At 53.1% G+C, this 12736-nt stretch carries 12 protein-coding genes and 3 tRNA genes; 10 read left to right on the top strand and 5 right to left on the bottom strand.

Annotated features, from left to right (window positions below; all coding sequences use genetic code 11):
- The first annotated feature begins 118 nt into the window (after positions 1–118).
- The 6 genes from ACJJIM_RS12250 to ACJJIM_RS12225 all read left to right on the top strand — a co-directional run bounded on the left by ACJJIM_RS12250 (position 119) and on the right by ACJJIM_RS12225 (position 7574).
- Entirely contained in the window at positions 119–3766 is a 3648-nt protein-coding gene (locus ACJJIM_RS12250) for an ATP-binding protein (RefSeq protein WP_444911088.1), read from the top strand.
- A gap of 42 nt (positions 3767–3808) precedes the next feature.
- On the top strand, positions 3809–5011 hold the full coding sequence (locus ACJJIM_RS12245; RefSeq protein ID WP_444911087.1) for a Wadjet anti-phage system protein JetD domain-containing protein: 1203 nt from the start codon (positions 3809–3811) through the stop codon (positions 5009–5011).
- 168 nt (positions 5012–5179) lie between these two features.
- Complete coding sequence (locus ACJJIM_RS12240) at positions 5180–5641, top strand: hypothetical protein (RefSeq protein WP_444911086.1); 462 nt, start codon at positions 5180–5182, stop codon at positions 5639–5641.
- Between the two features lie 131 nt (positions 5642–5772).
- Complete coding sequence (locus ACJJIM_RS12235) at positions 5773–6246, top strand: GAF domain-containing protein (RefSeq protein WP_444911085.1); 474 nt, start codon at positions 5773–5775, stop codon at positions 6244–6246.
- Positions 6246–6992, top strand: a complete 747-nt coding sequence (locus ACJJIM_RS12230; RefSeq protein WP_444911084.1) for a spermidine synthase — start codon at positions 6246–6248, stop codon at positions 6990–6992. The genes ACJJIM_RS12235 and ACJJIM_RS12230 overlap by 1 nt, the downstream gene beginning before the upstream one ends.
- 126 nt (positions 6993–7118) lie before the next feature.
- Positions 7119–7574 (top strand): hypothetical protein, encoded by a 456-nt coding sequence (locus ACJJIM_RS12225; RefSeq protein WP_282932198.1) that lies wholly within the window; start codon positions 7119–7121, stop codon positions 7572–7574.
- A 49-nt stretch (positions 7575–7623) separates the two neighbouring features.
- Here ACJJIM_RS12225 and ACJJIM_RS12220 read toward each other — a convergent pair whose 3' ends face one another.
- From ACJJIM_RS12220 to folD, 3 genes are read right to left on the bottom strand one after another with little or no spacing between them, the layout of a single operon-like run.
- The gene (locus ACJJIM_RS12220; protein WP_444911083.1) at positions 7624–8640 is read right to left on the bottom strand and encodes a class I SAM-dependent methyltransferase; all 1017 of its coding nucleotides are present in this window, start codon (positions 8638–8640) and stop codon (positions 7624–7626) included.
- An 8-nt stretch (positions 8641–8648) separates the two neighbouring features.
- Positions 8649–9365, bottom strand: coding sequence for a 16S rRNA pseudouridine(516) synthase RsuA (gene rsuA, locus ACJJIM_RS12215; protein ID WP_444911082.1), 717 nt, complete (start codon positions 9363–9365; stop codon positions 8649–8651).
- The gene (folD, locus tag ACJJIM_RS12210) at positions 9346–10191 is read right to left on the bottom strand and encodes a bifunctional methylenetetrahydrofolate dehydrogenase/methenyltetrahydrofolate cyclohydrolase FolD (protein ID WP_282932201.1); all 846 of its coding nucleotides are present in this window, start codon (positions 10189–10191) and stop codon (positions 9346–9348) included. The genes rsuA and folD overlap by 20 nt, the downstream gene beginning before the upstream one ends.
- A gap of 340 nt (positions 10192–10531) precedes the next feature.
- Between folD and ACJJIM_RS12205 the strand changes: the two genes are divergently transcribed.
- From ACJJIM_RS12205 to ACJJIM_RS12190, 4 genes are all read left to right on the top strand, one after another.
- Positions 10532–10608: transfer RNA gene (locus ACJJIM_RS12205), tRNA-Pro, on the top strand.
- Between the two features lie 18 nt (positions 10609–10626).
- Positions 10627–10703 (top strand) — tRNA-Arg (locus ACJJIM_RS12200).
- 115 nt (positions 10704–10818) lie between these two features.
- Positions 10819–10894: transfer RNA gene (locus tag ACJJIM_RS12195), tRNA-His, on the top strand.
- A 199-nt stretch (positions 10895–11093) separates the two neighbouring features.
- Entirely contained in the window at positions 11094–11555 is a 462-nt protein-coding gene (locus tag ACJJIM_RS12190; RefSeq protein WP_444911081.1) for a hypothetical protein, read from the top strand.
- Positions 11556–11740: 185 nt separating this feature from the next.
- Here ACJJIM_RS12190 and ACJJIM_RS12185 read toward each other — a convergent pair whose 3' ends face one another.
- The gene (locus ACJJIM_RS12185) at positions 11741–12301 is read right to left on the bottom strand and encodes a hypothetical protein (protein WP_444911080.1); all 561 of its coding nucleotides are present in this window, start codon (positions 12299–12301) and stop codon (positions 11741–11743) included.
- Positions 12291–12731 (bottom strand): restriction endonuclease, encoded by a 441-nt coding sequence (locus tag ACJJIM_RS12180; protein WP_444911079.1) that lies wholly within the window; start codon positions 12729–12731, stop codon positions 12291–12293. Before ACJJIM_RS12180 ends, ACJJIM_RS12185 begins: the two co-directional genes overlap by 11 nt.
- Positions 12732–12736 lie beyond the last annotated feature (5 nt).

The following is a 12736-nucleotide window of genomic DNA, read 5'->3' as shown; positions in this document are numbered from 1 at the left end:
GAAAACATTCGACCGCCCGGGTTTGCGTAAATCGCACCCGGGAGCCTCGGAGAGGGGTGTCGGCTTCCCGCCTGCAAAAAGACCCTGCTTTTGAAAAGACCGTTTTTTTGAAAAGACTATGTTCCTAAAAAAACTGATCCTGATTAACTGGGGCAATATCCCGCAGTTGGAATATGATTTCGGCCCGATCAACCTGTTTTCCGGTGGCAACGGTTCCGGTAAAACCACGGCGGCCGATGCTATCCAGACATTGATGACCGCCGCCCACGACACCCTGTTTACCTTTAACCCGGGACAGGATGAAACCACCCAGCGCGGGCGCGGTGGCAAGCAGGTGCGGACGCTAGCTTCCTATGTGCTGGGTTGTGACGACGGTAGTTATGCCCGTGTCGAGCCCACTGACTGTTACATCGCCGGTATTTTCCATCCCACCAGCGGTGAAGACGATGCTGAGCCTTTTACCGCAGTGATGGGGATTCGCGCGCACCTGGATAACAGCAGCAAACCTGCCCAGGCCCGCCAAAGTGATTTGCGCTTTTTCGTATTCCCCGGCGAACAGTTGGTAATGGGAGATTTTGTCCGGGATTACACCGATGGCAAACACCTGCTGCCGCTGGATAAATTCAACCAGGTCCTGAGCAAGCAGTTCGAAAAAGTAGAGCAGTACGACAAGAAAAAGGCCTACCTGCGCCGCCTTTACGGCGCCCTGCGCGGACGCCGCGATGCGGTCTCCGATCGCGAGGCCATGCACGCCGCGCGCACCTTTGCCAATTTTATGGCCTACAAGCCGGTAAAAAGCATCAACGATTTTGTCGCCCAGGAAGTATTGGAAAAACGTGATCTGGGTGATGCCATCCGCTCCGTCTCCGAGCTGATGAAAACCATTCACAGCATGGAGCAGGAAGCCCGCCAGATTGTGGAGCGGGTCAGTTCCCTGGAGGCCATCGCCCAGTCGGTAGAGCTCTACCGGGAGCAGTGGTTACAGTTGCGGGTGCAGGAATATTTGTGCGCACGCCACCGCCAGCAGCGGGTACAAAAGAGTTATCTGAGCGGCAAGAACGATCAGAAAAAACTGCGCAGCGATCTGGACAACAATGAGCGCGAAGTGCGCGTCGCCTCCGAACGCGTCGAGCAGCTCAATGGTCAGCTGGTAGAGCTTCAAGCCCAGCGCCTGGGTATCGATGCGCTGCGCAATAAGGACGAAATGGAACAGCGTATTAACAATGCCCTGAGCCTACTGTCCCAGCAGCACACCCCCATGTCTGCCGAAGAGGCCCGCTGGCGCGAGAACCGCGAGGCCGCCGAAGAATTATTAAACCTGCTCAACTCCACCTCCGCTGAGCTGGAAATTCCCGCCTTCGCCGATAAGGCACTGGTGCAGGCGATCAAGCAGGTAGCCCGCGAGGAAGACCTGCCGGATTTGCACAAGTTGCTGGGCAAGGACTGGATCGATCTGGCCGCACTGGAGCCACTGCGCGAGCGTGCCGCCAGCAGTGAGGCCCTACAGAACCGCCTCTTCGACCTGCTAGATAGCAGTGGTAAAGCTGGCGCCAGTGATGAGGTTTCCCCCAAAGAGCAGATTGCCCAGCAGGCCTCCCGCTGGGAGCAAAAAGTGCAGCAACTGCAAAAGCAGCTGCGCACCCAGGAGAGCCGCATTCAGCATCTCCAGGCTAACCGCGTGCGCTACCCCCAATCGGTGGAAGTGGCCCTGGCCGCAATTCGCGAGCAGTGCCCAGAGGCGGAGCCCCGCGTCCTGTGTGATTATGTGGAAGTGCTGGATGAGCGCTGGCAGATGGCGATTGAAGGCTATTTGGGCGGCGCGCGCTTCTCGATTATTGTGGAGCCGGAACACGAGGCCCGCGCGATTCGCATCGTGCGCAGCCTGCCCGGGCGCAACAACCGCGCCCGCGTGATCCAGGGGGATAAAGCCCGCCGCGATGCGGAGCGCCTGGATATGCCGTCGGGCTCCATTATCGAACTGATGGAGTTCACCCATAAAACTGCCGAGCACTATTTGCGCGCCTCTTACGGTGCCGTGGTTCAGGTGGAGGATGAACACGAGCTGCGCGGCACCCGCCGGGGCCTGACTGCCGACGGTATGGCCAGTGGCAACTACAGCATGTGGCGCTGCGATATGGACGATGCCGAGCTGGTATTCGGCCAGGGCGCCCGCGCCCGCGCACTGGCGGCGCAGCAGCGCGCTATGGAGCAGTTGCTGGAAGAGGCCGCCCACGTCAACGAGCGCCACCAGCTCTACCGTCGCGTCACCAATGCAGTGCGCGGACTGGCGAATATCAAGCTGTTGTCCATTGTGGATACCGCCCTGGCGGCCCAGCGCGAGTGGCGCAGTGCCGAGCGCGCCCTGGAAAACCTGGACCTGAAGGACTTCGAGCAGTTCGAGCAGCAGGTCGATGAACTCAAGGCCCAGCTCAAAGATCAGCAAAAGCAGCTGTCGGACCTCCAGCGCAAACATGGCTCTCTGGAGACCAAGCTAAGAAGCAACGACAAACTCTTATACGCGCTGTCTGGCGAGCTGGAGTCCCTGGACGATGCCGCCAGTGACAGCGAGGAAATGGTAAGGCGTATTACCGCCATCGACCCCACTTTCGATGCCGAGCAAGTACTGGTTACTGCCGATGAGCAGGTAGAGCGCGCAGCTGACAACTTCGACTTCTCAGCGGATATCGAAAGTTGGCAGGGGCAGCTGGAGAAATACAGTCGCCAGTTGGATCGCGCGGTGATGGAGTACAACGCCACCTGTGCCAGCGTCGATACCCTGGTATTTGAGCCAGACTTGAGTGGCGGCCACAAAGATGGTTTGTTCAAGTTGATCAGCGGTCTCGGCGATCAGATAGAGACCCTGCGCAACCGCTTGAAGAATAACCTGTTGGTGGAGCGCCACGATCAACTGCTGGGATTGAAAAAATCCTTTAACACCACTTTTGTAACCCACTTGTGCCACGCTATTTACCAGTCCATTAACGATGGTAAGCGCGTGTTGGATGATCTGAACAAAGAGCTGGAACACCACCGCTTTGGAGCCGACCGTGAGCGTTTCCGTTTCGACTACCAGTGGGTGGCAGAATTCAAGGAGTACTGGAGCTTCTTTAAGGCGGTAATTGAACTGCCGAATCTGGGTGAAGAACAGAGCTTGTTCGACACGGACTTGGCACCCAAGCACCGCAAGGTGCGGGATCGCCTGTTGAGTATGCTGCTGAGTGAAGACGAGCAGGTAGCGCGGCGCGAGCTGGATCGAATCAGCGACTATCGCAACTACCGCAGCTATGAGATTTATAAGGAACCGGAAGGTAAGGAGCCGATTGCGCTCAGCCAGTACGGCACCGGTTCCGGCGGCCAATTGGAAACTCCGGCTTATATTATCCGCTCCGCAGCGGTCACTTCGGCCTTCCGCTTTGGTGAAAGCGGTAGCCATTTGCAGATGGTGCTGGTGGATGAGGCCTTCTCCAAAATGGATGAGTCTCGCTCCAAGGAAGTGATCCGTTACCTGACCGAAACCCTGGGCTTACAACTGCTGTTTATTATGCCCAGCAGTAAATCAGGGCCTTTTATGGACCTGATTTCGAATCAGTTTGTATTCAGCAAGTGCCCCAGTGCCAAGCCCATCGGCCAGCTGAATACGCGGGTGTATGTCGATCGCAAGGTGTGCAACCAGGAGCGTATCGCCGAACTCTGGGCCAATCACCGCCGCACGATTCGCCAGCAGGCGTCGCTGGATTTTATGGACCTGGTAGAAGTAGAAGGATAGGTATTTTCGGGGGAAACCCCTCCATTGGCAGGGAGGCAACCGATGGAAAAGACATTGCCCTATTGGGTAGAGGAAAACCCGCTGTTAATCGGCATCCTGAATTTTATTCTGGATCGGCGGGACAGCCAGCTGGAACGCGGCAAGGAAGCCCGCATTAGTTTCAGGTTGGATTTGCGCGCTGGCAGTAAGCGCTGGCTGGAAGTGCTGGAGCCCCTCAGGGACCCCGATCAAGACGAGCAGGAGCTATGGAATGAATTGCAGCATTTTGCGCGGGAATACCAGTGTTTTACGGTAAAACCGAATCCGAAAAGGCGGCCGGGTATTGCCGAGTGGCAGGGGGCCCAATTGATTTTTCGGGATGCCAGCGAGGAACAGCTGCGCCTGTGGCTCAATCGCCCATCCCCCACCGTTCGCCAATCCGCCTGGACCAGCCTGCTGGAACCCTATGTCGATCGCTTTGAAAATCCCTCTGCTTTTCCCCTCGAAGGCTTGGAACTCCAACCGGGGTTTGATTCCGTCGAAGAAATTATCGCTTGCTGGGTGTCCGTCGGCAAAGAGCTGATCTTTGCCGATAAAATTTCCTGGCGACAATTAGCCGCGCGCTGCTTTAAAGGGGATTCCAAATACCTGGAATTACCCAGCCGTCAATCTCTGGTGCGCAACCTCTATCCTGACCTGAGCCGTAAAATCCAGGATCGCCAGCTTTTACTCCACGCCTACCTGCCCAGGCAATTTGAGCAGGTCATTTTTATCGAAAACCAGGACACTTTTATTAGCCTGGCGGAGCTGCAACCCAGTCGTGCTGCGCTGGTTTATAGCGAGGGCTACCAGGGCGGCGCAGAAAGGATTCGCAATGGGGAGAGGGTGCGCTTCAGCACTATTAATGTGGTTAGTGAAAATATCCGGCAGCAATTCCTAAGCTGGTGGCACGATGGGGAATCCCGAACGGTTCCAACATTTTTCTGGGGGGATCTGGACTATGAAGGATTGCGGATTGCCGCAGCGCTGAGAAAGAGCTTTCCCGACTTGCAGTGCTGGCGCCCGGGCTACGATCTGTTACTGCATTTTCTGCGCACGGGAAAAGCCCATGCTCCGGAGCAGGCGGAAAAGGTGGGGCAAAAGCTGGTGCAAGCGATTGGTTGCCAATACGCAGATAGCACGCTGTTGCCAGCAATTTCAGACAGCAATCGCTATGTGGATCAGGAGGCTGTTGAGATTGGGGAGCTGGCTGGGACATTAGTATGAATATGTCGCTATCCGATAAATTTTAATTGTTCGTTTTTATGGAATGGTGACTATTAATGCGTCGGCGGGCGTTTGAACTTGTTTTTTATGCGCAATTTCTCGGAAGATAGAAAAAATATGCTGTAAAAATGCCCCTCAGAATAACAAGTGCAGTTTCCGGAGTTTGCTATGCGTCAGTTTTCCATCCTGGTCATTTTTGCGTTGGCCTTTGGCGGCGCCGCCGTGATGTACGAAAAGGAAAGCCGTAAAGTAAAAGGCGTGTTGACCCAGATTACTGAACTTCAGGCGCAGATGGGTGATTTACAGGCGGAGATCAACCGCCTGAACAGTGAGTTGGAAACCGTGAAGCTTGCGGAACGCCGCCGCCCTAATCTCAGTGCTATGGCCAACCGCATTCGCCGCGAAGGTAGCGGCAACTCCGCACAAGTTGCGCCCAAGCCAAAAGTGGAAGACCGCTTCGACAAGTCGCGCAACCTGATGCAATCAGACGTTACCAGCGCGCCGCCGGCTATCCAGTCGAACACTCGTAGCAACAATGATGAAAGCGAGTGGTCTCGCCCAACTGTAGATGCCGATGAGTATCGCGGTGAGACCGGTGAAGAGCCTGCAGTGGTCGATCCCTACCAGTAATTTTGCACTCTGCATATTGATTCCCTCGCCAAAGCCCGCAAAATACCTGCCTCCCGCAGGATACTGTTTTGCGGGTTTGCCAGTTTTAGCTGACACGACTTGAAATTATAAGTGGGCAAGGGGCGCTAGGTATGTCGCTGAACAAGTTTTACACCACCTTAAATGGGCAGCTGGAAGGATTGCTTTCTGGAGAGCGAGACTGGCTGGCCAACACCGCCAATGCCAGTGCGCTGTTGTTTATGGAGTTGGAAGATATCAACTGGGCCGGTTTCTATTTCCTCTACGGTGATGAATTGCGTTTGGGGGCCTTCCAGGGCAAGCCTGCCTGTACCCGGATTCCAGTGGGCGCCGGTGTTTGCGGTACTGCTGTTTCGACCGGTGAATCCCAATTGGTAGAGGATGTGCATCAGTTCCCCGGCCATATCGCCTGCGATGCCGTGTCGGCCTCAGAGGTGGTGGTGCCACTGTATGATGACGCGGGTCGTTGCCTGGGAGTGCTGGATATCGATAGCCCCAGTGTGGCGCGCTTTAGCGAGGAAGACCTGGCGGGCCTACAGGAATTTGCCCGGGTATTGCTCAAGTCCTCAGACCTCCCGGCGAGCTGATGGCGCTGCTTTGGCAAAAGCAGGTTGACGACACTTGTTACCAGGTGCGCAACCATGGCGCCAGTGTGCGCCTCTACAGCAACGGGGTTTTCCACTCTCAGTGGAATTCCCGCGATCCGCTCAAAGGCTCCCTTTGGGAGTTATTGCTGCTACCGGCATTTTTCCTCCCTGAAGAGCGCTTGAATTCGGTATTGGTACTCGGCGTCGGTGGTGGTGCACTGATTCGCCTTTTGCAGGCGTTCACCTCCGCTAAGCGTATTGTCGGCGTAGATTTGGACCCGGTGCACCTGGATATTGCCCGTCGCTTCTTTGGCGTGCGCGATGTTGAACTGGTGTGTGCGGATGCCTGTGACTTTGTACGCGACCACTTAAAGCGACCCTCTCACAGCACTTTCGACCTGGTAATCGACGACTTATTTGGGCACTGCGACGGCGTAGCGCAGCGAGCGGTACCCGCCGATAAGTCCTGGTGCTCCAGCCTGATGCGCCTGCTTCATAAGGATGGCGTGCTGGTCAGCAACTTCGGGGATAGGCCCGAGCTACAGAACAGCGCCTGGCGCGACAAAGCTATGCGCGAGCGACTCGACGGTGCTTGGATGGCCTATATGCCCCAGTACGAGAATCACATCCTGGCAGTGAGCAGAGGAACTCTGCGCAAAGGTGAGTTAGCGGCCAGGGCCCCAGAAAAGATCAATCCCGCCAACCCCAACCGGCGCCTGGATTTCCGCATGAGCCAGCTTCGCTGATCTCGACAGCCCCCACAGAGGCCGGCTTCAAAAATCCCTGTCACTTTAATAGTGATATTCATTGGCGCCCTTTGTCACCTCGTGACTATACTCAAGGTGAGCGAAGTGTTCTGCCGGGATCGATTGATGCGGTACAAAACTGTTGAGGAAGTGATTCAGGAAGGAAGGGATTTTCATGCCAAGTTGGCGCTGCAATACGAAGAGTATGAGCAGCTTGCCACCAATGAACGGGTCGAGTTGCTGCTGGATCAGCTGCGACGACGGGAAGATTCCATGAAGCATTCATTGGAAAACTTCCATGCAGACCTGCCCCCTGGAGCCCTACATACCTGGGTGCAATTTGCCCCGGAAGGGCGAGAGAAAGAATTTTTGCAGCGCTTGCGCGGCATTGATATTGAAGACTTGGAGCAGATTGCCAAGTTGGCCATGGATATCGAGATCTACCTGGCCGATCAATATCGGGATCTTGCCCAGGGTGCTGAAACTCCATCAGCCAGGGATGCGTTCGAGCGGTTGCGACAACTCGAAGAGTTGGAAGAGCATACGCTGTCGATGAACTTATTTAATTTGCGTGATTACTAGCCTTTAATCCTGTTTCCAGGCGACTGCTGCCGGTCTGCGCCCCCAGCTCTTAGGGGCGCAAGCGGTATACGCAAAATCCTTGCTCTTTGGTGATCAAATCCACCTGGGAAAAATAGCGGGGCCCTTTTTTCGCCAGGGGAATAAATTCATTCACCACAAAAATCGCAGCGCCGGAATCTCGGAGAATCCGTGCACTCTGTTGCAGAAAGCGATCGGTCAAATCCCCCTCCACCTGAAAGCCCTGGTGGAAAGGTGGGTTGCACAGCACCAGATCGGCGATTTCACTCTCCAGCTCAGAGCCAGCATCAGAGGGCACAACGATGCCTTCGACTCCCTGTTCGGTAAAATTCTTGCGGCAGGCCAATAGAGCAGCGGCGTTATTATCCGTAGCGGTAAAATGATATTTACCCAGAGCGGCTAATTGCATACTCAGGTAGCCATAACCACAACCGAGATCAACAATACGAGAACCGTCCTGTGGCAACTCCGTCGTTAATTGCTGGGCGAGTAGGGCACTGCCTTTATCGATTTTGTTCCAGCCGAACAATCCCGGCTTGGAGTAGAGGTCGCCAAGCTCGAGCAGCTTTTGTAACTGGGCATACTGAAGCTCACCGATTGGATTGCCGGTGTCCTCGTGAGCGACAACATTACTGCTCAGGTAGTCGTTGCCGTTTTTTTGCAAGTGCTTGGCAGTGCCCAGGCGCTCGGCTACTTTCGCAGCGTAGCTTTTGATTCCGCTTTGCTTTTCACCCAGCAGAACCAACTCGCCACCTTCACCGAGGAAGTGGGGTGCACAATCAATAATATGGTGAACTACGGCCTTCTCTTTCGAAACGGCGTAAACAATACGGCGGTATTTGCGGTCCAGTTCTTCAAAGTGGAAATCGTTGAAGAAGCTCCGCTTCACCGTATTTTCGGCGAGTTCGGCAATATCCCAGCGGTTACTGATTAAATCTCCGGCAAAATGAAACCCCTCCTGGTGTAAGAGGGGTTTGCTGTTTTCATCGGCGATCCACAGTGTTTCCTCTGGGGCCTGGATAAGTTCCTGATGTAGAAGGGCTGACATATCTTTTTTTAATTGATAGAGGCAATTTCTTCAGGGGTCAGGAGGCGGTAATCACCTTCCTGAAGTTCTTCATCCAAGATGATTTCGCCGATCTTTTCCCGGTGCAACTCCAATACCTTGTTGCCCAGGGCCGCAAACATACGCTTCACCTGATGATAGCGCCCCTCACCGATGGTGATGCGCACTTCGTTGGCAAAGAGGATCTCCAGCTTGGCAGGCTTGGTTCTCTTCTTTTCATTATTGAGCCAGACACCCTTGGCAAGCTTGGCCACGGCATCTTCCTCAATTTTCTCGGCCAACAGAGCGTAGTAGGTCTTGTCGCAATGGTGGTTGGGGGAGGTCACCTTGTGGGACCACTGGCCGTCATCGGTAAGCAGCACCAGGCCGGTGGTATCAATATCCAGACGCCCGGCAATATGCAGCTTTTCCTTGTTAGGCTCATCAATCAGGTCCAGCACCGTAGGGTGCTCGCCATCTTTGGTGGCACTGACATAGCCCAGGGGCTTGTTCAACATAATGTAGCGGGGCCCCGGCTCGTGCAGGGGCTCATCATCCAGGCACAACTCATCACTGACTTGTATTTTGGTGGCCGCATTGGTGACCACCTCACCATTGACGGTAATGCGCCCCGCCCAGGCGGCGCGCTTTACATCAGTGCGGGAGAGGTCGGTGACCTGGCTGACCGCTTTATCCAGACGAATCAGGTTAGCCAATTTTACGTTCACCGGAATCGACAGATTGATAGATCAGGGTATTGATGGTCATGGGACCAACGCCACCGGGTACCGGGGTGTAAGCTGCAGCGCGTTCGGTCAGTGGGCCCAGCTCGATATCGCCGACACCGCCGGGGTGGTAACCGGCATCCACAACCACAGCGCCATCCTTAATCCACTCGGCCTTGATAAACTCAGGCTTGCCCACGGCGCCCACTACGATATCGGCGCGGCGGATATGCTCGGCCAGGTCTTGGGTGCGGGAGTGGCAGATAGTCACGGTGGCATTGGCATTCAACAACATGGCCGCCATCGGCTTACCCAAAATGGGGCTGCGACCCACAACCACAGCGTGCTTGCCTTCCAATTCAATATTGTAGGCCTCCAACAGGCGCATAATTCCTTTAGGAGTCGCGCAGCCGTAAGCCTCTTCTCCCATTGCCATACGGCCAAAGCCCAGGCAGGTTACACCGTCTACATCTTTTTCCAGGCTGATCGCATCAAAACAAGCGCGCTCATCGATCTGCGCCGGTACCGGGTGCTGGAGTAAAATGCCGTGGACGTTGGGGTTGGAGTTGAGTTCTTCGATCTTGGCGAGCAGCTGCTCAGTGGTGGTGGAGGAGGGCAGTTCCACCTGGAGGGAGTCCATGCCGATTCGGCGGCAGGCATTGCCCTTCATCTTTACGTAAGTGGCGGAGGCGGGGTCATCACCTACCAGAATGGTCGCCAGGATTGGCGTTTGGCCACCACTCTTTTCCTTTAGTACGGCTACCCGAGCCGAGAGTTCCTCTTCAGTTTTCTGTGCCAGGGCCTTGCCGTCCAGAACCAGTGCAGACATAGATACTATCTCTAACAGTAAAAAATCGATGGCTAATAGACCGGAATCTGCTTCAGCACCTACTTTATATAGAAGGGCGGAAGCAGGCGATTTTTAAAAACGCTTACTTTTTATCCGGTCGGATTCGCGAAGTGCGCCATTTTCGCACAGGTTGGAAATAATTTCGCCACTTCTGGGCCCAGATAGGCAAAAGGATAAACTTCTTTAAAAATAATAGCTTAGAAGCGTTGACATGGGCCGGGGGTATCATTACTATGCACGCACTTCGCAGCTACAGCGACTTACACAACCACCTACGGGGCGGTTAACAGGGTCAAAGAGGTGCGAATGATTGGAAAAACGGGGCATAGCGCAGTCTGGTAGCGCGCCTGCTTTGGGAGCAGGATGTCGGGGGTTCGAATCCCTCTGCCCCGACCAATTTTCCGGGTTCACCTTGCGCCCGTAGCTCAGCTGGATAGAGCATCCGCCTTCTAAGCGGATGGTCGCAGGTTCGAGTCCTGCCGGGCGTGCCATCTTCACAAGATGGTGCTGGTTTGGCAAAAAGGACTTAGTCTGAAGCCAGATTGGCTGCAAGAGGTATCCGGCAATCAGTACTGCCACAAGGTGCTGAAGTATATCACTTTTATGGTGGCCGTAGCTCAGTTGGTAGAGCACAGGATTGTGGCTCCTGAGGTCGCGGGTTCGATCCCCGTCGGCCACCCCAGATTCTTCCTTGTTTATCAAGGACTTAAAACCCCGCCTAGTGCGGGGTTTTTTGGTTTTGGGCCTCAGTGTACGAATTCGGTGTACGAATTCCTGTCTCAATCTATGTTGAGGTTTACGTTTGACGGAAAATGAGGCTTGCCCATTTGGCGGCAAAAAATCTCTCTATTGAAACCACTAAGAAGTAGCTTGGAGCTGTAATGAAGTACCTGCTGTGCGTATTTTTCTTAACCTGTTCTGCTTTCGCCTCTGCGGCTGGGGACTCAAACTTTTCATTAGGTGTGGGTGGGGATCATGGTGGGCTCGGGGCAAAGTACGCAATTAACCGAGATGAAGATAAATACTTTGCCACTTTGGGTTTATTGGGTTACTCAGAACATGCCGGTTGGACCGAAGGTTATGGTATTGGTTGGGAGCGCTTAGTGTCTTCCGATCGCCACTCTGTGGGAACATTCCTGGGGACTGTTGGTTACGATAGTGGAGGTAGAGTCTCGACTCGTTATCACGGGATTTCCTTACTCTATAACTACTATTTTTCAGGGTTTTCTGATTCCTCATGGGTGATAGGTGGCGATATTTATGGCGGTGTTAGCGAAGAGGATGACTTGAACTTTGATGATGAGCTATATGGTATTAAGTTGAAGTTTGCTTATCAGTGGTAGGTTAAAGATTTGTTCTTTCGCGGTTGATTGGTTCGGTAAGCTGATAAAGATCCCAATCAAGTAAGCATATAAAACCTCGCATAGTGCGGGGTTTTTTGTTGCCTGCTGAATGTCGGTGGCAGTTACAATCCTTCCGATCATCTAGAGTGAAGTTTGCACAAAAAGGTAGGGCTTTTCGAGAATGCTTAGATTTTAAGAGTTCGAGCGTGGTATTTTCTGCCTATTTTTTTGTGGCCGGCAATAATGCTCACTGCTTCTCTGAACTCTCTTTTGGCATTGCTTTGAATATGCCGAATGTATGAAGGAAGATTGCTTTCATTAATGGTCAGTATTTCTAATCCCTCTGCCTCACTTGCGCTATCTTGAACAAAAGAATATAAGGCAATGTGCTTTGGGGTTCCCGACCTGTAAATGGCAATTTCTGCAGAGTAGACGAGGTTGTATTCTTTGTCGGCGAGAGATATCCCGTTAGTGTCTGATAGTATATCGATAGTGATAGTATCATCTTCTAGCAGCTTGGTTAAGATTGCTTTCCTGCAATTTGCCTCTTCCTTAAGGGATGGAAATACTGAATCTAGGCTTTTCGTAAAATTGCAGGAATCCTCTATATAGCTATTAATTTTCTCTAATCTTTGTCGTGCGCAAGACCAAAAAAATGCTAGCTTGTTGATTGGAAGCGACGAGAAATCTTCAGATTCTATAATGACTCTGGTGGTTTCTGGTTCGGGAATGAGGTTATGTTCCATCCAATTTTTCTGCAACTTGAGGATTACTAAGTACTGCTCTCGTAATTTGGTCTCCTTCAAGAATGTGAATTTTGTACGGTTTTACATGGGCAATCTTATCAATCCATGTTCGAGCATTATTTGTCAAGTGCGAGCTGATTAGAAAAACAAGATGGTCTGGATTTTCTGCATCTGCCCAAGCTATTTTTGAATTTAATGGTTCTGGAGGGACTCCATTTGAGTACCTCTTACATTCAAAAAACCAAGTTTCATAGTATTTGTCGACCAATCCGAAGTTGCTTTCTAGCACTGCTTCGATATCTCTGCCATTATCAGCCCCACCTTTTCGCCATGTTACTTTTTCGAAGTTATAAGTTAAAATTATTTCGAAACAAAGCTCTTCAAATTCCTTATCAGAAAGCTGGGCTAGATCGATCCTTCTCTTACTCATCTCTT

The sequence above is a fragment of the Microbulbifer maximicatervae (SeqCode) genome (assembly GCF_052467615.1).
This window is presented reverse-complemented; position numbering and strand designations above follow the sequence as displayed.

Excerpts from the sequence above, each read along its gene's own strand:
- ACJJIM_RS12250 (WP_444911088.1), top strand. The coding sequence starts at position 119 with ATGTTCCTAAAAAAACTGATCCTGATTAACTGGGGCAATATCCCGCAG.
- ACJJIM_RS12245 (WP_444911087.1), top strand. The coding sequence starts at position 3,809 with ATGGAAAAGACATTGCCCTATTGGGTAGAGGAAAACCCGCTGTTAATC.
- ACJJIM_RS12240 (WP_444911086.1), top strand. The coding sequence starts at position 5,180 with ATGCGTCAGTTTTCCATCCTGGTCATTTTTGCGTTGGCCTTTGGCGGC.
- ACJJIM_RS12235 (WP_444911085.1), top strand. The coding sequence starts at position 5,773 with ATGTCGCTGAACAAGTTTTACACCACCTTAAATGGGCAGCTGGAAGGA.
- ACJJIM_RS12230 (WP_444911084.1), top strand. The coding sequence starts at position 6,246 with ATGGCGCTGCTTTGGCAAAAGCAGGTTGACGACACTTGTTACCAGGTG.
- ACJJIM_RS12225 (WP_282932198.1), top strand. The coding sequence starts at position 7,119 with ATGCGGTACAAAACTGTTGAGGAAGTGATTCAGGAAGGAAGGGATTTT.
- ACJJIM_RS12220 (WP_444911083.1), bottom strand. The coding sequence starts at position 8,640 with ATGTCAGCCCTTCTACATCAGGAACTTATCCAGGCCCCAGAGGAAACA.
- folD (WP_282932201.1), bottom strand. The coding sequence starts at position 10,191 with ATGTCTGCACTGGTTCTGGACGGCAAGGCCCTGGCACAGAAAACTGAA.
- ACJJIM_RS12190 (WP_444911081.1), top strand. The coding sequence starts at position 11,094 with ATGAAGTACCTGCTGTGCGTATTTTTCTTAACCTGTTCTGCTTTCGCC.
- ACJJIM_RS12185 (WP_444911080.1), bottom strand. The coding sequence starts at position 12,301 with ATGGAACATAACCTCATTCCCGAACCAGAAACCACCAGAGTCATTATA.
- ACJJIM_RS12180 (WP_444911079.1), bottom strand. The coding sequence starts at position 12,731 with ATGAGTAAGAGAAGGATCGATCTAGCCCAGCTTTCTGATAAGGAATTT.